24 protein-coding genes are annotated in these 24185 nt (G+C 65.7%); 16 read left to right on the top strand and 8 right to left on the bottom strand.

The window, feature by feature from the left end:
* Positions 1-9 precede the first annotated feature (9 nt).
* From IEX24_RS09055 to IEX24_RS09045, 3 genes are all read right to left on the bottom strand, one after another.
* Complete coding sequence (locus tag IEX24_RS09055) at positions 10-864, bottom strand: hypothetical protein (RefSeq protein ID WP_188677123.1); 855 nt, start codon at positions 862-864, stop codon at positions 10-12.
* Entirely contained in the window at positions 857-2599 is a 1743-nt protein-coding gene (locus IEX24_RS09050; protein ID WP_188677120.1) for a cation:proton antiporter, read from the bottom strand. Before IEX24_RS09050 ends, IEX24_RS09055 begins: the two co-directional genes overlap by 8 nt.
* A 117-nt stretch (positions 2600-2716) precedes the next feature.
* Positions 2717-4216, bottom strand: a complete 1500-nt coding sequence (locus IEX24_RS09045) for an MFS transporter (RefSeq protein WP_229715195.1) — start codon at positions 4214-4216, stop codon at positions 2717-2719.
* A gap of 120 nt (positions 4217-4336) precedes the next feature.
* Here IEX24_RS09045 and IEX24_RS09040 point away from each other — a divergent pair, with 120 nt between their 5' ends.
* The 4 genes from IEX24_RS09040 to IEX24_RS09025 all read left to right on the top strand — a co-directional run bounded on the left by IEX24_RS09040 (position 4337) and on the right by IEX24_RS09025 (position 10276).
* Positions 4337-5395: a Gfo/Idh/MocA family protein gene (locus tag IEX24_RS09040; RefSeq protein ID WP_188677117.1), complete on the top strand. Its 1059-nt coding sequence runs from the start codon at positions 4337-4339 to the stop codon at positions 5393-5395.
* Positions 5396-5650: 255 nt separating this feature from the next.
* Positions 5651-7150 (top strand): carboxylesterase/lipase family protein, encoded by a 1500-nt coding sequence (locus tag IEX24_RS09035; protein ID WP_188677114.1) that lies wholly within the window; start codon positions 5651-5653, stop codon positions 7148-7150.
* 29 nt (positions 7151-7179) lie between these two features.
* Positions 7180-8688: an aldehyde dehydrogenase family protein gene (locus IEX24_RS09030; protein WP_188677112.1), complete on the top strand. Its 1509-nt coding sequence runs from the start codon at positions 7180-7182 to the stop codon at positions 8686-8688.
* A 19-nt stretch (positions 8689-8707) separates the two neighbouring features.
* Entirely contained in the window at positions 8708-10276 is a 1569-nt protein-coding gene (locus IEX24_RS09025; protein ID WP_188677109.1) for an aspartate ammonia-lyase, read from the top strand.
* Here the strand turns inward: IEX24_RS09025 and IEX24_RS09020 are convergent.
* The gene (locus IEX24_RS09020; RefSeq protein WP_188677106.1) at positions 10218-11303 is read right to left on the bottom strand and encodes a YihY/virulence factor BrkB family protein; all 1086 of its coding nucleotides are present in this window, start codon (positions 11301-11303) and stop codon (positions 10218-10220) included. The two genes, IEX24_RS09025 and IEX24_RS09020, sit on opposite strands and share 59 nt — an antisense overlap.
* Positions 11300-11782, bottom strand: a complete 483-nt coding sequence (locus IEX24_RS09015) for a DUF6328 family protein (protein ID WP_188677103.1) — start codon at positions 11780-11782, stop codon at positions 11300-11302. Before IEX24_RS09015 ends, IEX24_RS09020 begins: the two co-directional genes overlap by 4 nt.
* A 78-nt stretch (positions 11783-11860) precedes the next feature.
* On the opposite strand from IEX24_RS09015, the gene IEX24_RS09010 reads away from it, so the two are divergent.
* Together IEX24_RS09010 and IEX24_RS09005 are read left to right on the top strand one after the other, a co-directional pair.
* Entirely contained in the window at positions 11861-14167 is a 2307-nt protein-coding gene (locus IEX24_RS09010; protein ID WP_188677101.1) for a HelD family protein, read from the top strand.
* A 37-nt stretch (positions 14168-14204) separates the two neighbouring features.
* Positions 14205-14576, top strand: coding sequence for an FKBP-type peptidyl-prolyl cis-trans isomerase (locus IEX24_RS09005; RefSeq protein WP_188677097.1), 372 nt, complete (start codon positions 14205-14207; stop codon positions 14574-14576).
* 146 nt (positions 14577-14722) lie between these two features.
* Here IEX24_RS09005 and IEX24_RS09000 read toward each other — a convergent pair whose 3' ends face one another.
* The gene (locus tag IEX24_RS09000; RefSeq protein WP_188678138.1) at positions 14723-16030 is read right to left on the bottom strand and encodes an MFS transporter; all 1308 of its coding nucleotides are present in this window, start codon (positions 16028-16030) and stop codon (positions 14723-14725) included.
* Between the two features lie 279 nt (positions 16031-16309).
* Between IEX24_RS09000 and IEX24_RS08995 the strand changes: the two genes are divergently transcribed.
* Positions 16310-16774 carry a PaaI family thioesterase gene (locus tag IEX24_RS08995; protein WP_188677094.1) on the top strand — a complete coding sequence of 155 codons (465 nt, stop codon included), beginning with the start codon at positions 16310-16312 and terminating at the stop codon, positions 16772-16774.
* Positions 16775-16814: 40 nt separating this feature from the next.
* Here IEX24_RS08995 and IEX24_RS08990 read toward each other — a convergent pair whose 3' ends face one another.
* Positions 16815-17054, bottom strand: a complete 240-nt coding sequence (locus IEX24_RS08990) for a hypothetical protein (RefSeq protein WP_188677091.1) — start codon at positions 17052-17054, stop codon at positions 16815-16817.
* Positions 17055-17095: 41 nt separating this feature from the next.
* Between IEX24_RS08990 and crcB (IEX24_RS08985) the strand changes: the two genes are divergently transcribed.
* From crcB (IEX24_RS08985) to IEX24_RS08955, 7 genes are all read left to right on the top strand, one after another.
* On the top strand, positions 17096-17689 hold the full coding sequence (crcB, locus tag IEX24_RS08985) for a fluoride efflux transporter CrcB (protein ID WP_229715194.1): 594 nt from the start codon (positions 17096-17098) through the stop codon (positions 17687-17689).
* The gene (gene crcB / locus IEX24_RS08980) at positions 17686-18069 is read left to right on the top strand and encodes a fluoride efflux transporter CrcB (protein WP_188677087.1); all 384 of its coding nucleotides are present in this window, start codon (positions 17686-17688) and stop codon (positions 18067-18069) included. Before crcB (IEX24_RS08985) ends, crcB (IEX24_RS08980) begins: the two co-directional genes overlap by 4 nt.
* Positions 18070-18155: 86 nt before the next feature.
* Positions 18156-18509, top strand: a complete 354-nt coding sequence (locus tag IEX24_RS08975) for a hypothetical protein (RefSeq protein ID WP_188677084.1) — start codon at positions 18156-18158, stop codon at positions 18507-18509.
* 5 nt (positions 18510-18514) lie between these two features.
* Positions 18515-19483, top strand: coding sequence for an FAD:protein FMN transferase (locus IEX24_RS08970; protein WP_229715193.1), 969 nt, complete (start codon positions 18515-18517; stop codon positions 19481-19483).
* A 3-nt stretch (positions 19484-19486) separates the two neighbouring features.
* Entirely contained in the window at positions 19487-20044 is a 558-nt protein-coding gene (locus IEX24_RS08965; protein ID WP_188677078.1) for a ferric reductase-like transmembrane domain-containing protein, read from the top strand.
* On the top strand, positions 20041-21342 hold the full coding sequence (locus IEX24_RS08960; RefSeq protein WP_188677075.1) for an NADH-ubiquinone oxidoreductase-F iron-sulfur binding region domain-containing protein: 1302 nt from the start codon (positions 20041-20043) through the stop codon (positions 21340-21342). The genes IEX24_RS08965 and IEX24_RS08960 overlap by 4 nt, the downstream gene beginning before the upstream one ends.
* A complete protein-coding gene (locus tag IEX24_RS08955; protein WP_188677072.1) occupies positions 21339-21599 on the top strand; it encodes a ferredoxin in 261 nt (86 codons plus the stop codon). The genes IEX24_RS08960 and IEX24_RS08955 overlap by 4 nt, the downstream gene beginning before the upstream one ends.
* Positions 21600-21653: 54 nt before the next feature.
* Here IEX24_RS08955 and IEX24_RS08950 read toward each other — a convergent pair whose 3' ends face one another.
* A complete protein-coding gene (locus IEX24_RS08950; protein WP_188677069.1) occupies positions 21654-22901 on the bottom strand; it encodes a sensor domain-containing phosphodiesterase in 1248 nt (415 codons plus the stop codon).
* 158 nt (positions 22902-23059) lie between these two features.
* Here IEX24_RS08950 and rpsO point away from each other — a divergent pair, with 158 nt between their 5' ends.
* Complete coding sequence (gene rpsO, locus IEX24_RS08945) at positions 23060-23329, top strand: 30S ribosomal protein S15 (RefSeq protein WP_104243121.1); 270 nt, start codon at positions 23060-23062, stop codon at positions 23327-23329.
* A 130-nt stretch (positions 23330-23459) separates the two neighbouring features.
* Positions 23460-24056 (top strand): hypothetical protein, encoded by a 597-nt coding sequence (locus tag IEX24_RS08940; RefSeq protein WP_188677066.1) that lies wholly within the window; start codon positions 23460-23462, stop codon positions 24054-24056.
* The last annotated feature ends 129 nt before the right edge of the window (positions 24057-24185 follow it).

Genomic DNA, 24185 nt, shown 5'->3' with positions numbered 1-24185 from the left:
AGGGAGGGGTCAGTGCACGTTCCAGGCGGGAACGACGTCGAATCCGTCGTCGATGAGCCCGCGGTGAAAAAACGCGACAAGGTCGTCGAGCGCGCGTGAAGCGTACCGCGTGGCCTTCGGGTAGGCGGCCCAGCTGATGCCGGTGTCGGCGTATTCGATCTCGCGAACCGCTACGCCGGCCTCGCGCAGCAGCGCGGCGAGGTTCTCGGCGCCCAGCTGCGCCGAACTCGCGGTGGGGCGCTGCAGCAGGGTGGCGGGCAGCTCGCTGAGCCGGGCGACGAGCGAGGTGACGAGTGCTTCGGCGGTGGCCGGAGGACCGACGAGCAGGTGGAAGTCGGGGGAGATGAGCGCTTGGCGCTCGAGGTGCGGGGCGAGCGGTTCGGCGTTGCTTCGCCGCCGATCGCGCGCCAGCATCGCTGCCCGGGCGGCCAGAGCGCCGCCGGTTCCGGCGCCGAGCACGGCGAGTTGGGCGGCGGGATGCCGAACAGCCGCCCAGACGAGCGCCTGATACGCGGCCTCGCGCTGATCGGTGGTGTCATCGCCGATAACAGCACGAATGAGAACGACGCTGCCGAGACGCTTGACGAGCGAGCCGCAGAGCCACTCGCCAGCTCGTGCTCGCAGCGATTCGACTTCGGCGGAGTCAGGGAAGTAGACGATCACGGCGGCAGGCTCGGCGTGAGTGGGCCGAGTGTGCTGGGCCTGCTGCTCGTAGACGCGTAGGGTGACACGCGCGAAGGGCTCGGGCAGTGCGGCGTCAGTCGCGGCGATACTGCGGGGCCGGTGGCCCGCGTAGCGCCGCCGCAGGGCCGACAGGTGTGCGATGGCGAAGCCCGGCCATCCACTCGCCGCAGTATCAGTCATTACTGCCATTCTCTGCCAGAGTCTCGTCGTCTGGGCGCGCACGGCTGAAGGTCGAGGTGTCGAGGGCGAGTTGTTCGGCGTCGATTCCCCGTAGAACGCTGCGCATGACCTCTTCGTCGAGTTCGCCGGCATTTCTTTGGCGCAGGGCGATCTGGCGGCGGTGATCGAGCAGTTCGCCACGCAATTCTCTGAGCTGGGCGCCCGAGAGCCGGGGTTCGCGCACCACTGCCGTGTCGATGGTCTCGTCGAGGGTGGGTGCCTCGAGGTCTGACTCGTCGAGGTCGTTCTCTTCGAGCAGCACCGCCACTTGCCTGGCGTACTGGTTCTTCAGAATATCGATCGAGCGATCGAGCTTGTCGGCGCCGTACTTCTCGGCCCATTCGTCGTGGCGCTGGTCGATGTAGTCGCTCGTCTCCCGAATGCTGCGCTCGAACACGCGCACCTCGTCTTCGGTGTCGCGTTCGGCTTGACCGGTGTCGATGACGCCGAGCCGGCGAATCACCGTGGGCAGGCTGAGGCCCTGCAGCAGCAGCGTGCCCACCGTTACCGTGAAGGCGACCAGCGTGATGGTGTCGCGCTCGGCCACCGGGCCCTGCGCGGTCATGGCCGGTACCGCGGCGGCGGCCGCCAACGTCACCACACCGCGCATGCCTGTCCACGAGATGACAGTGAGTTCGCGCCAGTTGAGCTCGGGTTCTGGCCGAGGGCGAAAGCGCCTAATCAGGGGCACCTTTTCGCGAAATGACCACCAGCCGCGGTTGCGGTAGTACGCCGCGAACACGTAGATGGGCCTGACCAGAATCACCACCACGAGAACGGCGGCGGCCAGTGCCAGCGAGGGGCCGAGCCCCAGGGAGCTGGTGGCCACGTCATGCGCGATGTCGTTGACCTGCAAACCGATCAGCGCGAACACGAACCCTTCGAGCAGAAGATCGATAGATGCCCAGACCGGCCGTTCTTGCAGACGGGTTTGATAGCCGGTTCGCGGCGAGTTGTAGCCGAGGTAGAGCCCGGCGGCTACCACTGCCAGCACGCCGGAGCCGTGTAGCGCCTCACCCGCGGCGTACGCGCCGAAGGGCACAAGCAAGCCGAGAGTCGTGCCGACCAGGGAGTCGCGCACGTGCATCCGGATGAACTGCACGACCAGCCCGATGACGAGGCCCACGGCGACACCCACCACGATGGTCACGGCGAAGAGCCAGAGCACCCCGCCGACACTGAGCATCTCGCCGCCGATTACGGCGATGAACACCTTGAAGAGCGTCAGTGACGCCGCATCGTTGATGAGACTTTCGCCCGAGAGCACGGTCATCACCCGCCGAGGCAGCCCGAGTCGGCGGCCGATGGCGGCAGCAGAGACCGCGTCGGGTGGAGAGACGATGGCGCCGAGCAGCAGGGCCCCGGGCAGGGTGAGCGACGGAACAAGCAGATAGGCGATGCCGCCCACCACCAGCGCGGTGACGATGACGAGCCCGATGCCGAGCCGCCTGATCTGCCGAGCGCTCTCTCTGAAATTCTGAAACGAGACATCGAGCGACGCCGAATACAGCAGGGGCGGCAAGATGACCGTGAGAATGACTTCGGAGTCGATGGTCACCGCGGGCACACCCGGAATGAACGACACCGCGAGAGCAACCGCCACTACGAGCAACGGCGCCGGCCAGCCGCGCCAGCGAGCGAACGCGCTGACCGCCAGCGAACCTGCCAAGATGAGCAGCAGTTCAGCAGTATCCATAGGTTCTCACCTTACGGAAAAGGGCAGGCTGAACTAGCACTTTGCTCAGCGCAGCGCGGGCACGCAAGGCGGTGCGGACTCTCAGGGCAGCGCGGGCTTTCAGAGCAGCACGGGAACTCAGGGCAGCGCGGGCTCTTTCGCGGCAACCACCGGAATGCTGGCCGTCTGGTAGGCGGGTTCGCGCTTCGGAATGAAGAACGCTGCCACCACTCCGGCTAACGCGACGGCGCCGGCGACTGCGAAGCAGAGCTGAAACGCGCCCGCGCTGGGAATGGCGCGGCCGTCGCTGACGACCGCATTCGACGCCAGTATGAGCCCGAGAACGGCTGCAGCAACGGTAGAGCCGAGGCTGCGCATCACCGAGTTCAAACCGTTGGCGGCGGCCGTTTCGGTGGCCGGAACCGAGCGCATGATGAGGGTAGGCATGGCGGCGTAGGCGAAACCCACGCCGAGGCCCACGGCAGTGGCTATCAACACCGCGTGCCAGACCTGGGTCATCAGCCCGATGGCGAGGGCGTACCCCAGAAAGATGATCACGCCGCCGAGCACGAGACTGATTCGAGGGCCTCGCGCAGCGCTCAACCGAGCCGCGACCGGAGCGATGAAGAACATCACCAGTCCGCTCGGCATGAGGCAGAGGCTTGACACCAGCAGGGTCTGGCCGAGGCCCACACCCGTCGTGGTCGGCGCTTCGAGCAGCTGCGGCAGCACTGCGGCGGTCGCGAAGAAGCCGAATCCCACGGTGATGGAGGCGAGGTTCGTCATGAGCACCGGGCGCCGGGCCGCAATGCGCAGGTCGATCAGCGGGCTGGTGGTGCGGAGTTCGAACACGCCCCAGACCAGCAGAACGAGAACGCCGCCGCCGAGCATCCCGAGCGTGACAGGGCTGCCCCAGCCCCATTCGCCGCCCTTCGAGATGGCGAGCAGAATGCCCACGAGGCCGATGGCGAAGCCCACTGCGCCGATGAAGTCGAAGGAGCCGCCGGTGCGCAGCGTGCTGACCGGCACGAGGGTGTACACGAGCACGATGGCGATGACAGCGAGCAGGCTCGAGAGCCAGAACAGCACGTGCCAGTCGAAGTTCTGAGCGATGAGAGCCGAGATGGGCAGGCCTACTGCGGCACCGATGCCGAGGGTCGCGCTGACCAGGGCCACCGCGCCGCCGAGGCGCTTCGGGTGCAGCACGTCGCGCAGAATGCTCACCCCGAGCGCGATCACGCCGAGGCCCGCGCCCTGCAGCACACGGCCGACGATCATGATGATCACGTCGCTCGAGAGAGCTGCGATGATCGAGCCGGCGAACAGCAGAACGAGCAGCAGCAGGGCGATGCGGCGCTTGCCGAACATGTCGCCGAGCCGCCCGGCGATGGGGGTGATGATGGCCGCAGCGAGCAACGTCGCGGTGAGCACCCAGGTCGCATTCGAGGCTGACGTGTTCAGCAGCGTCGGCAGTTCGGGCACGATCGGCGTGACGAGTGTCTGCATGAACGACGCGATGAGGCCGGTGAAGGCCAGCGTGAAGATGATGGCGCGTTCGTTCTCGGGCTTCGTGAGCCTCTTGCGTTCGCGCGCGGTGAGAATGCCAGGGGCATCGGTGTTCGGTGTCGTCTGATTCACTTGGTTGCCAACTGCGAAGCACCTGAAAAAATTCCGAGAAGCGTTCAGAAACCTCGGTGCTCAGTGTTCTCCCGACATTCGCCTGACGCCCGCAACGCCCGACTCGCTAGGGTGGGCTGCATGACAAGCACCGCCAGTTCGACCAGCGTGTTCACGGCCCCCATTCGCACGGGCGTCATCGGTTTCGGGCTTGCGGGCAGCGTTTTTCACGCACCGTTCGTGGCCGCCGATTCGAGATTCGCGCTCGACGCCATTGTGACGGGCAATGCCGAACGCCAGGCGGCAGCTCAGGCCGCGTATCCGGATGCCCGCATCATCGCATCGACCGCCGAATTCTTCGAGCGAGCCGACGACCTCGACCTCGTCGTTCTCGGTTCGCCGCCGGCCACGCATTATCCGCTCGCGCTGGCCGCCATCAACGCCGGGCTCTCGGTGGTGGTCGACAAGCCGTTCGCCGCGACCGTCGACCAGGCGACCGAACTCATCGAACGGTCCGAAGAACTCGGCGTCGCTCTCACCGTGTTTCAGAACAGGCGGTGGGACGGCGACTTTCTCACCCTGCGCACCCTGCTCGACGAGGGCGCACTCGGCGACGTGTACCGCTTCGAGTCGCGGTTCGAGTGGTGGAAGCCGCAGGGCGGTCGCGACTGGAAGAAAAGCGCCAGTGTGGCTGACGGCGGCGGCATTCTGTTCGATCTCGGTTCGCACCTCATCGACCAAGCGCTGCAACTGTTCGGGCCGGTCGATCAGGTGTATTCCGAGGTGTCGACGAGGCTCGCAGGCGCGGGGGCAGAAGATGACGCCTTCGTCGCTTTGCAGCACGTCTCCGGCGTCAGCAGCCACCTCTCGATGAACTCGCTCGCGGCCCAGCGCGGCGCTCGCTTTCACGTGCTCGGCCAGGCGGGGGCCTACACGAAGTGGGGTCTTGACGGCCAAGAAGATGCCCTTCGCTCGGGCGCCAAACCGAGCGACGCGAATTTCGGTGTCGAGCCGGAGTCGACGTGGGGTGTGCTCGGCGTCGACGGCTCCCTCGACAAGCGACCCACCGAACGTGGCGACTACGCGGGCTTCTACCGCATTCTCGGCGACGCGCTCACGACGGGCTCAGCGCTGCCGGTCGACCCCCGAAGTTCGCTCGAGACGCTGTCGATCATCGAACAGATTCACCAGAAGAGTTAGGCGCGCTGTGACTATCGAGGCGGGGGCAACCAATCGGCATCGGGCGCACTGCAACGCCCCGGCCTCATGGTTGATGCCTGGGTGAGCGCCTACACCGGCATCAGAGATGGCGAACTGGTCGCCATGAGCGGCGACGTGAGACTCGTGACCGGTCACGAACCTCGTACGCTGGAAGACGTGCTGGCGGGGCGGTAGCCCACAGCGCAGCGCTGTAACTCGGCGCTGTAGCTCGGCGCGGTAGATCAGGAGGTCGTGATGGAGCAGGAAGACACGAGCGTGGTGCCCGAACAGGTCAACGAGGCTGAGGTGCCCACGCAGCCCGAGCAGACGACTGTGGTGCCCGAGCAGATCGTGCTGCCCGACCAGTCCGTCGATCCCGGCTTTCAGCGCGCGCCGGCTGACGCGCCGACCGTCGACGTCGAGACGCCGCTCGGCACTCTGCGCGGATCGATCGAGGGCGAGTTGCAGCGCTTTCGGGGCATTCGGTACGCGACCGCGGCACGCTTCGAGGCACCGACGCCGGTCGAGGCCTGGAGCGGCGTGCACGAAGCCCTGGGCGACGGCCCGATGTGCCCGCAGCCCAAATTCGGCCTGAGTCTGCTGGCGCTGCCGAAGCGCATTCCGCCGATGAACGAAGACTGCTTCTTTCTGAACATCACCAAGCCGGCGGCTGCTTCCGAGACGCCGCGACCGGTGATGGTGTGGATTCACGGCGGCGCCTACGTGAACGGCGCCGGTGGTGGCCAGATCTATGACCCCTCGCGCATCGCCGCCGACGGCGACGTCATCGTGGTGGGAATCAACTACCGGCTCGGCGTCTTCGGGTTTCTACCCATTGAGGGTGTTGCGCCGGCGAACCTCGGTATGCACGATCAGCTCACGGCACTCGAATGGGTGAAGAACAACATCGCGAGTTTCGGGGGAGACCCCGAGAACATCACGCTGTTCGGCCAGTCGGCCGGGGCCGACGCCATTGCTCATCTGCTGGCTGTTCCCGAAGCCGACGACCTGTACCACCGGGTCATTCTGCAGAGCCCGCCGCTCGGGCTGAACGTGGGGCGTGAAAAGCTTGCGCCGCAGCTGAGCGCGAACTTCGTCGCCGCACTCGGCCGAAACGACCGCGCGGCCGACCCGCGCATCGCCCCCGTTCTCGACATGTTGCACGCTCAGGTCGCCGCCATGAAGGGGCTCGACGGCGATCGATTGACGTCGGGGATGCCCTACGCACCCACCCCGGGAGTCTGGCCCATCGCGCCCGCGAGTGAGCGGGCCGAGCGTCTCGCCCGCCGCGCGCCGCAGATCGAAGCCATCATCGGCTACAACCGCGACGACTTCAGCCCTTTCATCGATGCCGTGAAAGCTTTGAGGGTGGCCCAGGCATCCCGTGCCCTGCGGCCGCTCACCGAACCGGTGACCTACGCGCTGACCATGCGCGGGTTCGGTACCCCGTCGCTTCGCTTGGCCGCCGAGCTCGACGCAGCAGGCGCCGAGGTGTACACCTATCGTTTCGACTGGCGACCGGCCGGTACCCAATGGGGTGCCTGCCACTGTATCGAGTTACCGTTCTTCTGGGCCGACGAAGAGTACTGGCGCGGTTCACCCATGCTCGGCGGGGTGAAGTGGGCAGATCTCGATCGGTTCGGGCGGGTTCTGCGGCGCACCTGGGCAGGCTTTGCGCGCACCGGCCGGGTGAGCGAGATCTCGAACCCGAATTTCTCGCTCAAACGTCGACGGAATCGGCGCACGACCGCCTGAGTGGAGGCGCACCGGCCTACGATTGGGCCATGAGCATCGACGCTTCGAGCACCAGCAAGATCAGCACGAGTGAGCCGGCAGGCGACACGCCCGGCGAGCCCAGCCCGGGCGAGGCCGAGGGCAACCAGAATAGCGGCGGTCAGTACAGCGGCATCGAGTCGATCGCTGCCGCCGTGGCCCGCCTGCGAACCACGTTCGACTCTGGCATCACGAAGCCGTACAGCTGGCGCATCCGTCAGCTGAAGGCTTTGAAGGCGCTGCTGCTCGAGAACACGCCCGAGATCGAGGGTGCGCTCATCGCCGACCTCGCGAAGAACCCCGCTGAGGCGCAACTGACCGAAATCGGCTTCGTGCTCGCCGAGATTGAGAACACGCTGGCGAATCTCAAGCGCTGGCTGCGGCCGAAGCGCGTGGCGACACCGCTCTTGATCGCCCCGTCGAGCGCGAAGACGGTTCGCGAACCGCTCGGCGTCGTGCTCGTCATTGCGCCGTGGAACTACCCGGTGCAGCTGCTGCTCGTTCCGGTCATCGGGGCTCTTGCCGCCGGCAATGCGCTCGTGGCCAAGCCGAGCGAACTCGCGCCGGCCACGTCGGCGGTGTTCGCACGCCTGTTCGCGCGGTACTTCGACGCCAGAGCGATCGCCCTCGTCGAAGGTGGCGTACCCGAAACGACCGAGCTGCTGAAGCAGCGCTTCGACCACATCTTCTACACCGGCAATGGCCGGGTCGGGCGCATCGTGATGCAGGCCGCGGTAGAGAACCTGACTCCCGTGACTCTCGAGCTGGGCGGCAAATCGCCCGTCTATGTCGACGACACGGTCGACCTGAAAACGGTGGCGCACCGCATCGCCTGGGGCAAGTTCATGAACGCCGGCCAAACCTGCGTCGCGCCCGACTACCTGCTCGCCACGCCCGCCGTTGCGGCAGCGCTCGAGCCGCTGCTCGTCGAGGTGATCGCCGAGTTCTACGGAGCCGACCCTGCCACAAGTGACAGCTACGGCCGCATCATCAACGACTCGCAGTTCGAACGACTCACCGGGCTGATCGAGGGCGAGAGCGTGGTGACCGGGGGCGATTCGGATGCCCGAACCCGCTATCTCGCGCCGACCATCTTGCACGATGTGAGCCGTGACTCGGCCGTCATGGCGCAAGAGATCTTCGGGCCGATTCTGCCTATCGTCACCGTCGACTCGCTCGGCGACGCCCTTCGCTACATCAACGCCGGTGACAAGCCGTTGGCGCTCTACGTGTTCAGCGACTCGAAGGCCGTTCGCCGGCGCTTCATCACGGGCACCTCATCTGGCGCTCTCGCCTTCGGCGTTCCGGCCGCGCACCTGCTCGTGCAGGGGCTGCCGTTCGGGGGAGTGGGCGCCAGCGGAATGGGCGCTTATCACGGCGAACGCAGCGTCGCTGTGTTCAGTCACGACAAGGCGGTGCTGAGCAAGATTTTGAAGCCCGACACGTTTAACCTCGTGTATCCGCCCTTCACACAGAAGAAAGATGCGTTCATTCGCGGATTCCTCAGAAAGCTCACCTAACCGGCAGATACCGCGAGTAATGTCGGCACTCGTGCAAACATCACAGACAGAATCAGCCAGCGACACCACCCGCATCGCTACCCGCACCGAGACCGATTCGCTGGGAGCGATCGAGATTCCGGGTGACGCCTACTGGGGCATCCACACCGCCCGTGCGCTCGAGAACTTTCCCATCAGCAGGCGGCCCATTTCGGTCTACCCCGATCTGATCGACGCGCTGGTCATCGTGAAGCAGGCGGCTGCTCGGGCGAACGCCGAAATCGGGGTGATCTCGGCTGAGAAGGCGCGGTTCATCGACGATGCATGTCAGCTGGTACGTAACGGCGAGTTTCACGACCAGTTCGTGGTGGGCGTGATTCAGGGCGGCGCCGGCACGTCGACCAACATGAACGCGAACGAGGTGCTGGCGAACGTGGCGCTGGAGCTGATGGGGCGGCCGAAGGGCGACTACGCCACGATGCATCCACTCGACGATGTGAATCGCAGCCAGAGCACGAACGACGTCTACCCCACGGCGGTGAAGCTGGCGCTCTGCTTCGGGCTGCAGCGGCTGCTTGTTGAGCACGAGCTGCTGCGTGATTCGTTCGCCAAGAAGGGCGTCGAATTCAACGACGTTCTGAAGATCGGCCGTACGCAGCTGCAAGACGCCGTGCCCATGACCCTGGGGCAAGAATTTCACGGCTTCGCCACCACGCTGACTGAAGACAATCAGCGTCTGGCCGAGACGGTTCCGCTGCTTTGGGAGATCAACCTCGGCGCCACCGCCATCGGCACCGGAATCACTGCCGACCCGCGGTATGCCGATGCGGTTCGACGGCACCTGCGAGAGCTGACCGGGTTCGAATACGTGACCGCGCCCGACCTTATCGAGGCGACGAGCGACGCCGGGGTGTTCATGCAGCTCTCGGGCATTCTCAAGCGTTCGGCCATCAAGCTCAGCAAGATCTGCAACGACCTGCGGCTGCTCTCGAGCGGCCCGCAGGCCGGCTTCGGCGAGATCAACCTGCCGGCGCGTCAGGCCGGGTCGAGCATCATGCCCGGCAAGGTGAACCCGGTGATTCCCGAGGTGGTCAATCAGATTGCGTTCTCCGTTGCCGGAGCCGATGTGACGGTCACCATGGCTGCCGAGGGCGGGCAACTGCAGCTGAACGCCTTCGAACCGGTGATTGCGCATTCGCTGCTGCAGAGCATCGCGTGGATGACGCAGGGCTGCCTGACGCTGCGAGTCAACTGCATCGACGGCATCACCGCGAACATCGATCGGCTCGACAGGCTCGTGTCCACCTCAGTGGGAGTGGTGACGGCGCTCACCCCGTACATCGGCTACTCGGCGTCGTCGGCGCTGGCGAAGACCGCGCTGCTCACCGGGCGAAACATCGCCGACCTGGTGGTTGAGGCTGATCTGATGACGCGAGAGCGGGTCACCAAACTGCTTTCGCCGGCCAGGCTCTCGGGGCTCGAGGCCGTGACGAGCGCCATACCCATCGTGACCGCTGAAGACCTCGAGAACGCAGCCGCTCGTGCTGTTGTCAGCTCTGATGCGGAGGCGCTTGCGGCAGCTGCAAGCGATCGGCCTGTTCTCGAATAGCGAGGCCCTGTTCGACATCGCGATGGTGCCTGGCGAGCAGTGCACGAACGCGCCTGGTATCGCGAAGGCCCACCAGAATCGTGCCCTCAGATTCGAGCCCGGCCAGCAACTGCCTGGCCCGGGTGAACTCCGCATCCACTTCGACACCGAAGACGAGCATCACGTTCGACAAGAACAACCAGACCAGCGTGATGATGGCACCCGAGAGCAATCCGTAGAGGCGGTCGTACGCTGAGAACGTCGACACGTAGACGTAATACCCGGCTGTTGTCGCGGCCCAGGCTGCAATAGCGAATGTCGCGCCGATCGAGACCCACCGCACACGGGGGCGGCGCATGTTCGGTGTGCCGTAGTAGAGCACGATCACCGTGAAGACCGCGAACAAGACCAGCAGCGGCCATTTGAAGTAACTCCACACGTCGACAGCGATGAGCGGCCAGCCCATGGTCAACACAACCGTTCGGGCCACCTCGGGAGTCACGACGATGATCACGATCATCACCGCGAGCAGGGCGACCAACACGACAGACTCGACGAGCATGAGCAGGCGCAGCTTGACGAATCGTCGGCCTTCGGTGACCTGGTACACGGCGTTCACGGTGCGGCCGAAGGCGGTCGCGTAACTGGCTCCTGCCCAGACGGTCAGCCCGAGACCGATGAGCAGCGACAGCACCGGCTGCGGAACGTGCGCGAACGCTTCGATGGCGAGCCGCGTGGAATCGTTTGCCGAGCGGGGGGCGAAGGTGTCGATGATGTTCAGTATCACGCGCACCGGTTCGCCGTTCGGGTCGAGCAAACCGACGATCGATACGACCGCCAGCCCCGCGGGAAAGAAGGCGAGTGCGGTGTAGAACGTGAGGGCTGCACTGGAGTCGATGCCGCGATGCAAGAAAAAACCGAAATAGGCGCGCCGCACCGCATACCAGAGGGCCGTGCGATCGAGGCGGCGTCTCGCGCCGGGGGTGGGCGAACTCTCGCCGTGGGGGTTCTGGTTGGCAGAACTCTGGCTCGCAGGGTTCTCGCTCACGGCGTCGGCAATTTTCTGCGAAGTGAGAGGGGCAAAGCCACCCAGAGCAAGGTGAGCACGATCAGGGCGACGATGCCTGCAACGATGCCGGCAGTGTCGCCGGCGACAACATCGAAGATGAACACGATGGTGCCAGTGAGCACAAGAGAGATCACCACAAGCGTGATCTGCGCGAGTCGATTCGCCGTTTCGACGATCTGCCTCTTCTCGCCTCGGCGAAACAGCAGCCGGTGCACGCTGACCGGCGCCAACGCCAGTGCGGTCGCCAGCGCCGAACCGCACACCAGAGCCAGGTACAACGTCGTCTGCAAACCGGTCAACGACGAGAATTTCGCCTGGAACGGCAGCGTGAGCAAGAACCCTGTGAGAATCTGCGTGCCGGTCTGAATGACCCGAAACTCCTGCAGCAGTTCACTCCAGTTGCGCTCCACCCGGGCGATCGGGGTTTCGCCCGTCGGCGAGTCTGAAGAAACGGTCATGCTGTGATTTTAGGGCGGGGCAGAAGCACTTCACGCGCGAGATAGACTGGTCTGCCGGAAATTTGAGGGGTACCAAACGTGGTTTCAGCTGAACTCGATCGTGAACGTGACTACGTTGCCAAGCTCTACGAACGGCTCGATGAGCTGCGAGCGGATGCCCAGCAGCAGTTGCAGCGCGTTCATGCCCAAGACGTGGGTGGCAACCACCAGAGCCGCTCAGAACGCGACGCTTTCGCGCGGGTCTTCGAAGACCGCATCGCTCAGCTGAACGATGTGGATGAACGGCTCGCGTTCGGGCGGCTCGAAGTGGCCGAAGCAGCCGAGGGCGCCACGGGCGCCGAGGGTGCCGACGAGAGCGACGCCGAGGGTGCCGAGTCAGACGACGACGGCTCGGCCTACCGCTACATCGGCCGCATCGGGCTGCGCGACGAGAACCTGAAGCCGATTCTGCTCGATTGGCGCGTGCCCCAGGCGGGCCCCTTCTACCAGGCGACCGCGGCGACACCCATGGGCATCCGGTCACGCCGTCATCTGCTGAGCAAAGGCCGGCGCATCGTGAAGATCGAAGACGAGATCTTCGACAGCACGGGCCTCAGCGAAGAAGAGGCCGGTGCGCTGCAAGGCGAAGGGGCGCTGATGGCCTCGCTGTCGACGCAGCGCACGGGCCGCATGCACGACATCGTGGCGACGATTCAGGCCGAGCAAGACCGCATCATCCGGTCGCCGCTGGCGGGAGTGCTCGTGGTGCAGGGCGGCCCCGGTACGGGCAAAACCGCGGTGGCGCTGCACCGCGCGGCGTACCTGCTGTACTCGTACCGTGACCGTTTGAAGTCGTCGGGGGTGCTCGTGGTGGGGCCGAGCCCGGCGTTTCTGCAGTACATCGAGGCCGTTCTGCCGAGCCTCGGCGAGTCAGGCGTAGTGCTCTCGAGCGTGGGGCAGCTCTACCCGGGCGTCGAAGCGACCTTCGACGACGAGCCCGAAGTGGCCAAGGTCAAGGGCGAAACGGGCATGGCCGCCCTCATCGAGCGCGCCATTCGCTCGCGGCAGAGGGTTCCGGCAGAACCGCAGGTGCTCGACATCAACGGCGAGCAGCTCACCGTCTCGCCCTCGGTGATCGCAAACGCTATGGCGCGGGCTGCCGAGAGCCGCAAACCCTATAACGAGGCTCGAGTGACGTTCGTGAAGACGGCTTTGGCCGAACTGACCCGGATGCTGGCGGCGCAGCTGCGCTCGCACGGCAACACGGTCGACGAAGACGACTATGGCTGGCTGCGTGAAGATCTGCGTTCGTCGTACGACGTGAAGGTGGCGCTGAATTCGGCCTGGATTCCGCTCACCCCGCAGAAGTTACTGCAAGACCTGTTCGCACGGCCGCAGTGGCTGGCCGAGCTGACCCCCACCTGGTCGCCCGCGAAACGCGCCCTGCTACGGCGCGACCGTGAGGCGCCGTTCACGATCTCAGACATCGCGTTGCTCGATGAGGCGGCCGAACATCTCGGCGAGTACAACGAGCGCTCGGCGGCGAACCAACGTGAGGTGAAGCAGCAGCGTAAGCGCGACATTCGAAACGCCGAGCAGGCCATCAAGAACATGGATGTCGAGGGCCTGGTGCGGGCCGAAGACCTGGCCGACAACTTCGCCGAGCAGGCCTCGCGCGGCACCACGGCCGAACGCGCCGCCGCCGACCGCACGTGGACGTATGGGCACATCGTGGTCGACGAGGCGCAAGAACTCTCGCCGATGCAGTGGCGTCTACTGCGCCGCCGCGGCCCGATGCGCTCGTTCACCATCGTAGGCGACATCGCCCAAGCGAGCGCTGCGGCGAGTGCGAGCAGCTGGCGCGAGGCGGTCGCGCCGCTCGTGGGCCGTGTGCAGCTCGGCGACGGCTGGCGGCTCGAAGAACTCACGGTGAATTACCGCACTCCGGCGCAGATCGCCGAAGCGGCGCAGGTCTTCGCCGAAGAACAGGGGCTGCCGGTGACCCGCTCGAGTTCGGTGCGCGAGAGTGAGTGGCCGATCAGCACTGTGCGGGCATCCGGTGCCCAGCTCGAAGCGCTGCACCAAGCGGTTCAGGATGCCGTGGCCATCGACCGAGGCATCGACCCGGTCGGCACGGTCGGGGTCATCGTGGTGCCGGCGGCGCTCACCGAGACATACGAGTACCTCGCGGCGGCACTGCCGGGCGCGGTGGGTGTGGGCGCGTCAGGATTAGCGCGGTCGGTGGCGGTGATGACACCGAATGAGGCGAAGGGGCTCGAATTCGACTCCGTGGTGATCGTCGACCGCGAACGGATTCTGCGGGAGATTCCGCGCGGCGCCTCGGCGCTCTACGTCTCGATGACCCGGCCGACCCAGCGGCTGACGTTCGTCGAACCTCGGTCATGACTTTGACGTGAGCGCCTCGGCCCGGTTGGATAGAGCTATGACAGATCTCACGACCAAGCCCGAAGTCGACGCGCCAGAAGGCCCCGCGCCCGACACTCTCGAAATCATCGACATCGTCGAAGGAGACGGCCCCGAGGCCGCCGCTGGGTCGACCGTCGACGTGCATTACCTCGGTGTCGACTACGAATCAGGCGACGAGTTCGACTCGTCGTGGAGCCGCGGCACGTCGATCAACTTTCCGCTGCGCCAGCTCATTGCCGGCTGGCAGCAGGGTATTCCGGGCATGAAGGTCGGCGGCCGCCGCCAGCTGACCGTTCCGCCCGAACTGGCTTACGGCCCGGCCGGCGGAGGGCACCAGCTCTCGGGCCGCACCCTGATCTTCGTGATCGACCTCAAGGGCGTGAGCTGAATATATTGTGCGCCGCCGCCCCTGCGGCGCACTGCTGGCAGCGCCTGATGGCGCCGAGGTAGCTGCGCCGGCAGACGAAGAAAGCGACGTACACGCCGCCGCTTTCTTCTGATCTGCGATTGCGTACCACTGAACCCGCTGACCGGTTACGGCAGCGGGTTTTGTGCGTCATAGTGGCGAAAACTCGGGTTAGCGCGCACGAGAATGCCGATGATGACGATGATCAGAAAGCCGCCGAGCAGGGGCGGAAACCAGACCGCGGCGAAGGCGGCGAGAATGCCGATATAGGCGTCGCCCACGCGAGGGCCGCCGGCGACAACCACCGTGAACACGCCCTGAATGCGGCCGCGCATGTTGTCGGGCACCGACGCCTGCAGCAACGTCGACCGGAAGATCGAACTGACGTTATCGGCCGCACCCGCACCGGCGAGAAACACGAACCCGACGATGAGCGCCACAAGATTCGCGTCGGTGAACGACTCGCCCACCGAATGCAGTTCGGGGTTCTGAATCGCCGTGATCAGCAGCACGACGCCGAACGCCGCGATGAACGCGCCGTAGACGGTGATCGCTCGCCCGATGGCCTTTCCCTGCCAGCGCACATGCCCGAGTCTTCCCGAGAAGACACTCGAGAGCAGTGCGCCGACGGCGACCGCTGCGGTCAGCAGCCCCACGGTGATGGCACCGCCGCCGATCAGCACTGCGCCCACCGCGGGGAACAGAACTCGAGGCTGGCCGAACGTCATCGCGATGATGTCGACGATGAACGACAAGCGCACATTCGGTGCGCCCTTCAAGAACGCGATTCCGTCGGCCACCGCCGAGAATCCGGCACGGCCCTGTGTTCCCTCGGGAATGATGTGCGGCAGCGAGAAGATACCCAGAAAGGCCGCCACGAACAGAATCACGTCGACGGTGTAGGTCCACTGGATGCCGACGGTCGCCACCAGCACACCGGCCAGCGCTGGCCCGATGGTGATCATGGCACCCATACTGATGCCGTTCAGCGCACTTGCCGCGGGCAGCAGCTCTTTCGGCAGCAGCCTCGGCACGATCGACTGACGGGTGGCGCCGATGACAGTTGCGGCGACGGCGATGACCGTCGACAGCACATAGTACGGCCACACCACATCGACGTGCGCCCACGCAATACCCGCGAGCGTCGCGGTCGAGACCCACGCCACGATCGCCGAGATCAGCGCCACCAGGCGACGGTCGAAGGTGTCGGCGAGAATGCCGCCATACAGCCCGAAGATGATCATGGGCACCAGCGCGAACACGCCCACCAGCGACACGGCGAACGTCGAGTCGGTGAGGGCGTAGATGTGCAGCCCCACCGCCACCACGGTCATCTGACCGCCGATGCCCGAAATGGCACCGCCGGCCCAGAGCCTCGCGAACGGTGCGCTGGCGCGCAGAGGAGTGAGGTCGACGAAGCGACTGCGGCGCGTCAGCGGCTCGGTCGCCTGCGCTCCGGCAGAAGGCTGCTGCCCCGCTGTCGGCGCCTCGAACGGCTCCGCGCTGTGCACCGAATCGACCCCGGCAGGTTCGTTCGCGGTTCTGGCCTCTTCGGTGTCGAGCGGATCGTCGGGGTTCACTCTGCGAACCGATTGGCCTGTGCTGCCACGTACATCACGAAATTCCGTTTCGAAAACTGTGGAATGTGTCTAAACGATTCCGGCGAAGAAGAGGCCGAACGCTAGCCTCACTCTCGACACTACGACACTCACGAGATGAGGAGCTTCACTGTGACGCTCGCCGACAACGCAGCCACCGACTTGACTGGCATCGAACAGCTTCGTGCGCTCATCGAGCATGACGCGCAGCCGCCCATCTGCCGCACTATGGAGTTCGCTCTCGTGAGCATCGAAGAGGGCCGCGCAGTTTTCGCCGGAACACCCACTCACAACGTCTACAACCCCATCGGCTCGGTGCACGGCGGCTACGCTGCCACCTTGCTCGACTCGGCCTGCGGATGCGCCGTGCACTCGTTACTGAAAGCCGATCAGGCCTACACCACCCTCGAACTGAAGGTCTCGTACCTTCGAGCCATCACCACCGAAACCGGCGAAGTGACGGCCGAAGCCACGGTCATCAAAATGGGTGGGCGCGCGGCTTTCACCGAAGCAAGGCTGACGGATGCCCGGGGCAACCTGCTGGCAACGGCCACCTCGACGCTGCTAGTCATTCAGCGCTGACACCGGGCTCGTTCTGCGGCTGGCTGGGGCTGAGCCCGCGCTACTTCTTGCTGTTCCAATCGTCGGCACGCTCGACGTAGCCGCTCAGCACCTCGAGAAAGTCATCGTCGGGTACGTACGACGGGTTGGCGTCGATCTTCGCGAGCTCCGTCTGCAGCCGGTCGATCTCTTCGTCGATCTCGAGCACGACAATGGCGTTGCTCTGCACCTCGTCGAGGTTCACCAGCATGTCGAGGGCTTTTTCGATGTCAGCGCGGCCACCGAATTCGTAGTTACTCATGGCCCGAGTTTAGGCCGTGACGGGTCGGTAGGCTGTCACAGGTGACGTTCGACCCGAGTGACCTGCCGATAGACAGCGATGTCGAGGTCGCCGACGACGTAACGAGCGAGCGGGCATCCGGCAGCAGAGGGCATGCTCCACGAAAGGCGCACTTTCGGCCGGTCAATCTCGGGCTCGTTGCCGTTGGCGGCGCCATCGGTACCGGCGTGCGGTTCTCGCTGGTCGAATCGGTGCCGTCGGTCGACTCGCTGCCGCTGACGGTGTTCGCCATCAACCTGGTCGGTGCGTTTGCGCTCGGTTTTCTGCTCGACACACTGGCGAGGCGCGGGCCAGATGACGGCACCCGTCAGAGGCTGCGACTGCTACTCGGCACGGGCGTGCTCGGCGGATTCACCACGTACAGCACGCTCTCGGTCGACACCGTGACGCTGGTGCACTCCGGCCAGAGCCTCACCGCCGTTGTGTACGCGTTGGCGACGCTCATTTTCGGGGCACTGGCGACCTTCTTGGGCATTCTGCTCGGGCAGCTGCTGCACCGACGCCGCACTGACCGGGGTGACCGGGGTGACCGGGCTGACCGGAGTGACCGGGGTGGCAGGGGTGACCGCACGAACGGTTCGGTGAGCGAATCGTGACCGCGGTCGAGCTTTTCGCGGTGGCACTTGCCGGCGGCGTGGGAGCCGTCGTGCGTTTCGTGGTCGACGGGCTGATTCGCGACCACGTGCGGGCGAGCTACCCGGTCGGCACCACCGTCATCAATGTCACCGGCTCGTTTCTGCTCGGTCTGATCACCGCACTCGCCGTGGGGGCGGCGCTCAGCGATGACTGGCGGCTGATCATCGGCACGGGTTTTCTCGGCGGCTACACGACCTTCAGCACAGCGAGCTTCGAAACTGTTCGGTTGACTCAGACCGGGCGGTACGCGGCGGCGCTGGCGAACGGTCTCGGTATGTTGGTGGCGTCGGTGGCGGCCGCTGCGCTCGGCTACTACCTCGGCTCGCTCAGCGGTTCATAGGCTTCTCCAGCTTTTCTCCAAGACACGAGGCGCAAGCTATACCCAACAGACGCGCACGAGTCGAACGATTCAGAAGGGTTGGTGCAGTGAATCTTCGGGAATCAGGAAAGCGCCGTGCCACCCTCGTGACCGTCGTCGTCAGTGTCGCCAGCGTCGTTGCCGCCGGCGCAACCAGCGCGGCACTGTGGGTGAGCACACCGCTTTCGTCGTCGACCAGCACGAGCGTGACGTCGAGCTCTGGCACCGACGGGTCGTCGGGCAGCACGGGTTCGTCGGGTGGCGCAGGTTCGTCGGGCGACACGGGTTCGTCGGATGGCACAGGCTCCAGCTCCAGCTCTGGTTCTAGCTCTAGTTCCACCTCAGATTCTGCGTCGGGCTCGGGCTCGTCGGTCACCTCGGGTCGCGGGTCGTCTTCGCATGCCCGTTCGTCGGGGTCGTGATGAGAATGCACGATGAGACTGCCGCCGCCGAGTGGATGCTCTGGAGCACGACAATGCGCGTTGTGGTCACCAATACCGTGCTTCTCGACCGGGCAGCGGCCCTGGTGTCAGAGGTGCTCGACGATATCGGTCAGGCCTGTGACAGGTTCGATGCGGAGTCTGAAATCAACACCATCGCAGCGCTGCTGCCGGCCGGTGTCGAGGTGAGCGACACTCTCGCCCTGCTCGTACGCACCACGCTGAATGCTGCGCGACTGACCGGCGGCGACGTCGACCCGACGCTCGGCAACGCACTCGTCGGGCTCGGTTACGACCGCGACATCAGCGAGGTCAGAAATGTCGGCGAGTCGCGGGCTGCTGCCAGCAGCGTGCCGAGCGCTGCCACCGTCGTCACGCTCACGAGCCGAACTCCCGGCTACACGCGCGTGACGCTCGAGGGCAACCGCCTCACGGTGCCGGCAGACCTCAGCCTCGACCTCGGCGCAACGGCCAAGGCGCTGGCCGCCGATCTGGCCGCCGCGACCGTCTTCGAGCAACTCGGCTGCGGCGTGCTGGTGAGCCTCGGTGGTGACATCGCCACGGCCGGTCCGGCCCCAGCGCGCGGTTGGCAGATCACCGTGTGCGATCAGCCGGGCGACCCAGAGTGCCAGGTCACGCTCGCCGCAGGCCAGGCCCTCGCCACCTCGAGCACCCAGAAACGCCGCTGGCAGCAGAACGGCAAGGCGCTCCACCACATTCTCGACCCTGCTCGGGGGCTGCCGGCCATGCCTGTGTGGCGGTCGGTGACCGTTGCGGCGCCCAGCTGTGTTCGGGCGAATACGGTGAGTACGGCATCCATTGTTCGTGGCTACCGAGCCATTGCCTGGCTTGCTCAGCGCGGCACCACCGCGCGCCTGGTGAATCACGATGGGCGCGTGCTGACCCTCGGCGGCTGGCCCGACGAGAACAGCGTGCACGTGCGCCAGGCGAGCTGACCGATGGATGCCGCACTCTGGGCATTCGGGCGAGGAACCGGTGTCGTGTCGCTGGTCGCACTCACGGTGACGGTGCTGCTCGGAATACTGACCCGCTCGGGTCGGCCGTTGCCCGGGCTGCCCAGATTCTCGATCACTCTTGTGCACCGGAACGTGGCGCTCGTGGCCTGCGCCTTCGTGGTGCTGCACGTGGTGCTGCTGTTCTTCGACTCGTTCGCTCAGCTCACGGTTCTCGACTTCGTGGTGCCGTTCTTCGGCAGTTTTCTGCCGTTCTGGCAAGGGCTCGGAACGGTGGCCGTCGATCTGCTGATCGCCATCATAGTGACCGCGTTGCTTCGCAATCGGCTCGGGCTTCGAACGTTTCGGGTGGTGCACTGGCTCACCTACGCCCTGTGGCCCATCGCGTTGGCGCACGCTATCGGCAACGGCACCGATGGCACGAGCGTGTGGTTCTTGTGGCTCGCCGGGCTGAGCACTCTCGCTGTGCTCGCGGCGGTGGCCTGGCGGGTGTCGGCGCGGTTCGTCGAGTTTCGTTCCGTTCGCACGGGGCAGCTGTCGTGACGGTGGCAGAGCTGACCGGCACCGCTCGACTCTTTCGAGCCGGTTCGCCGACGTTCGCGGCGCACCACGCGGTGTACGGGTCGCTGCCGAGCGTGACGGCACCCGATGCTCCGGATGCACTGATCGACGAACTGCGACGGTCGGGCCTCGAGGGGCGCGGCGGTGCGGGGTTTCCCGTGTGGCGCAAGCTCGCTTCGGTGCTGGCCAATAGTTCGGTGCTGGCCGACAGTTCGGGGCTGGCCAATAGTTCGGTGTTGGCCAACAGTTCGGCGCTGGCCAACAGCGCCGGCCGGGGCTCGTCACAGCGGCAGCCTGTGGTCATCGGCAACGGCGCAGACGGCGAGCCGCTCAGCCACAAAGACGAAACACTGCTGCGTCAGGCGCCACACCTGGTGCTCGACGGGTTGTTGCTGTGCCAGGCGGTGGTGCGGGCATCCGATGTCTCGCTGTATGTCGGCGCGGCGAGTGCAGCTGCGGTTCGGCTGGCCATTGCCGAGCGGCCCGATGCTCTGCACGTTCGAGTGCTGATTGCGCCAGAAGACTTCGTTTCGGGCGAGGCGACGGCAGTTGCCAACGCGTTCGAGCACGGAGTGAGCGTGCCCCGAGACCACATCGTTCATCTCAGTCAGTCGGGCGTGAAGAAGCGGCCCACTCTGGTGCAGAACGTCGAAACGTTGGCTCAGCTGGCGCTCATTGCGCGCTTCGGCGCAGAGTGGTTTCGAAGCGTCGGCACAGCGAGTGAACCGGGCACCCGGCTCGTGACCGTCAGCGGCGACGTGGGCACACCGCAGCTGCTCGAAGTGGCCGGTGGCACGTCGCTTCGCCGCATCGTCGATGCCTGTGCGCCGCTCGACGAAATGCCTCGCGCCGTGCTGGTGGGCGGGTACCACGGCGGCTGGGTGCCGGGCGACCGGCTAGATAGTGCGCTCTCCCGCGAAGCCCTGGCTCCATTCGGGGCGGCCCCCGGGGCGGGTGTGATCTTCGTGCTCGGCAGCGGTCGTTGCGGCCTGGAATCGGCGGGTGCTATCGCCGACTATCTCGCCAGCCAATCGGCGAGGCAGTGCGGGCCGTGCATCAACGGTCTGCCGGCCATGGCTTCGGTGCTCGGCTCGCTCGCGGCTCGTTCACGCGACCCGAGGCTGCCGGGCGAGCTCGCGCGCCTCGCCGATCTCGTCACGGGCCGCGGTTCGTGCTCACACCCCGACGGCACGGCTCGGTTCGTGCTCAGCTCGCTGCGGGCTTTCGAAACGGATGTTCGTGCCCACCTCACGGGCCGCTGCGAGGTGCACGGCGCATGACGAACTCCCCCCAGCCCGAACCCGCCGCGCTGCTGCATATCGACTGGACTCGCTGCGACGGACGCGGCCTGTGCACCGAACTGCTGCCCGAGCTGCTCGCGCGCGACGAGTGGGGCTACCCGCTGGCCCGCACAGGTTCGGCTGCGGGTTCGGCCGCAGAGCGTTCTGATATCGCTATTCCCCCCGCGCTGCGCGGTGCCGCGGCAGACGCGGTCGCGCTCTGCCCGCGGCAGGCGCTGAAGCTGACCTCGCGCTGAGGCTGGCTCCGCGGCGAAGGCGGCTCGCGCCGGCCGGCCACCCGCTCCCGCCGACTACAGGCGCAGCATGAGCGAACGCGCGGCCGCCACCGTGATCGCCCGGTCGTGCGTCAGCACGAACTCGAACTGGCGGTCGTCGTCGTTCTGATCCGGCCCGTCAAACGCGGCGTCTGCCGGCGCCAGTTCGCGCGCCGCCAGAAGCGCTGCGAAGTCGGGCGTCACAACGGCGACGCTCCATTCGTGCAGCAGAGCATCCGCTTTGTCGATGCCCTGCATGTGCACGCGGCCGAGGGCAGGGTCGGGCTCGAGGCCCGCCGCCAGCACCGCGACCATCGCCACGCTGTTGCCCAGCTCGCGGTAGCGTTCGACGGCTTCGCCCGAGAAGTTCGAGGCGCGCTGAAACGTCGAGAGTACGACGGCTGTCTCGCCCGCTGCGAGCGCCTGCGACTCGAGGTGCCGGCTGATCTCCACCAGCAGGTCGCGACTGTACGCACGAGCGACTCGCTTTCTCGCCGCGATAGTGAAGGGAGTCGCCCCCTCGGGCTCCGCAATGGTTTCGGTGGGGGAGGGCAGCCCGGCGATGGTCGGCAGCGGGTTCGGCAACTCGGTGGGCTTGCCGAACAGCCAGCCCTGGCCGAGCGTCGCTCCCATTGCTCTGGCGCTGTCGAGGTGCTTCTCGGTCTCGATGCCCTCGGCGACGATGATCGATCCGGTCGTCTCCGAGTGCGCCGTGATGGCGTTCATGATGCGTGCCACGTGCTGATTCGGCATCTCACGCACGAGCCTCAGGTCGAGCTTGATGATCTCGGGCTTGATCAGCGACAACAGGGCAATGGATGCCGCGTCGGCACCCACGTCGTCAAGCGCCACACTCCAGCCGAGCTCACGCACATGGTCGATCGACCGCAGCAATTGCGCGGGGTCGCCGGTCAGCTCGCGTTCGGTGATCTCGAGCACCATCGCCGGAGTGGTGGGCCGCACATCTCCCGCGAGCAACGCAAGCGCCTCGGGTTCGGAGTTCACGAACAGCCCCCGTGGGGTGTCGAGCCCGGCGGCGAACGCCGCGCGAAACGCCTCCACCCGGCAAGCCGAATCGAGTTCGGCGAGACGGCCTTCTTCTCGCGCGGCCGCGAACAGAGCATCCGGATTCTCTAGCGGCGAACCGATGGGGCCGCGAGTCAACGCCTCGTAGGCGACCACAGCGCGGGTCTCGAGTTCGACGATCGGCTGAAATACTGTACGAAGCCTCGAATTCTGCAAAATGTCAGCGAGCACGCTTGGCGATGAGCCCAACTCTGACATAGAACAAGCCCCAACTGTAGATACGGTCATTCTACGGGTAGACACCCCACCACGTCGATCTCTGCTAAACTCGCAAGGTTGCCGTCGAACGGCCGCGGATCAAGAGAGCCCACACATCAGGTGTCGGGCACCGCGCAACGAGAGAAAAGGGGTCATCTATGCCATTAACGCCAGATGCCAAGAAAGCCATCATTGACGAGTACGCCACCCACCCAGGTGACACCGGTTCTCCAGAGGTACAGGTCGCCATGCTGACGACCCGCATCCTCGATTTGACGGAGCACCTCAAGTTTCACAAGCACGACCACCACTCACGTCGTGGCCTGCTGCTGCTGGTTGGTCAGCGTCGTCGTCTGCTCGGTTACCTGCAGAGCGTCGACATCGAGCGTTACCGCTCGCTGATCGCGCGCCTCGGGCTGCGCCGCTAACGCACAGTCGCAAGGGTTGATCCCTCGCGTTTTCGAGAACGATCGCTTTCGAGCTGGCAAAAGGCCGTCTTCCTGCGGGGAGGCGGCCCTTTTCACATCTCCCTGACATGTCTGCCCTCTGATTCAACATATGACAAAGCGCAAAAAACTTCCGCTCTGGCGGTGGGATCCGTTTCTCCTCGGCGTGGTTCTCGTGGTCTCGCTGATCGGGGCACTCTTCGAGCAGCTCGACGCACCCGTGCTCAGCGCGGTTGCGCTGACCGTGCTGCTCACCATCGGAGCGGTCGCCGCCGTCTTGCTCGTTCTGCCCCTCTTCGTGCGCACGATGCGCCGCGACGGCGAAGGCTCATTCGCGCTGAGCCCTGACGTCACCCTGACCCCGGCCGAAACCGACGACGTGCTTCCGGTCGTCGACGGCAACCGCCATCAGGGCAGCATCGAAGCGGCAATCGCGCATGGCGATTCTCCGTTCACCGCGGTGCTTGTGCCGCGTTCCACCGCCTGGCTCGCACGGGATTACCGCGTGGCCGTCGATCTGCTTGCCGGCGGTCGCGTCTACCGGGCGGGTTACCTGCCGCGCGAGATCGATCAGCGAGTGGATGCCGCACTCGCCCCCCTCGCCCAGAGTGGTCATTACGTCACCGTGCCAGCGAGCATCCTGAACCAGAAGCGCCCCTACCAGCTCAGAGTCGCCGTCGGCCCCGCCCTCGTGGGCGAGCCTCACTAGGCGCAAGAAGACCGCACTGATAGACTTGGCGCGTAACACATGGATCGGATGCGGCACAATTCTCAAAATTTGCCCCCGTTCCCAGGAGGATCGTCTTCCACACGGGAAGACGACGTTCTACGCGCCGGT

Source organism: Subtercola lobariae, from assembly GCF_014640255.1.
GTDB lineage: Bacteria > Actinomycetota > Actinomycetes > Actinomycetales > Microbacteriaceae > Subtercola > Subtercola lobariae.
Note: the sequence above shows the minus strand (reverse complement) of the source record. Positions and strands in the feature narration are given on the sequence as shown.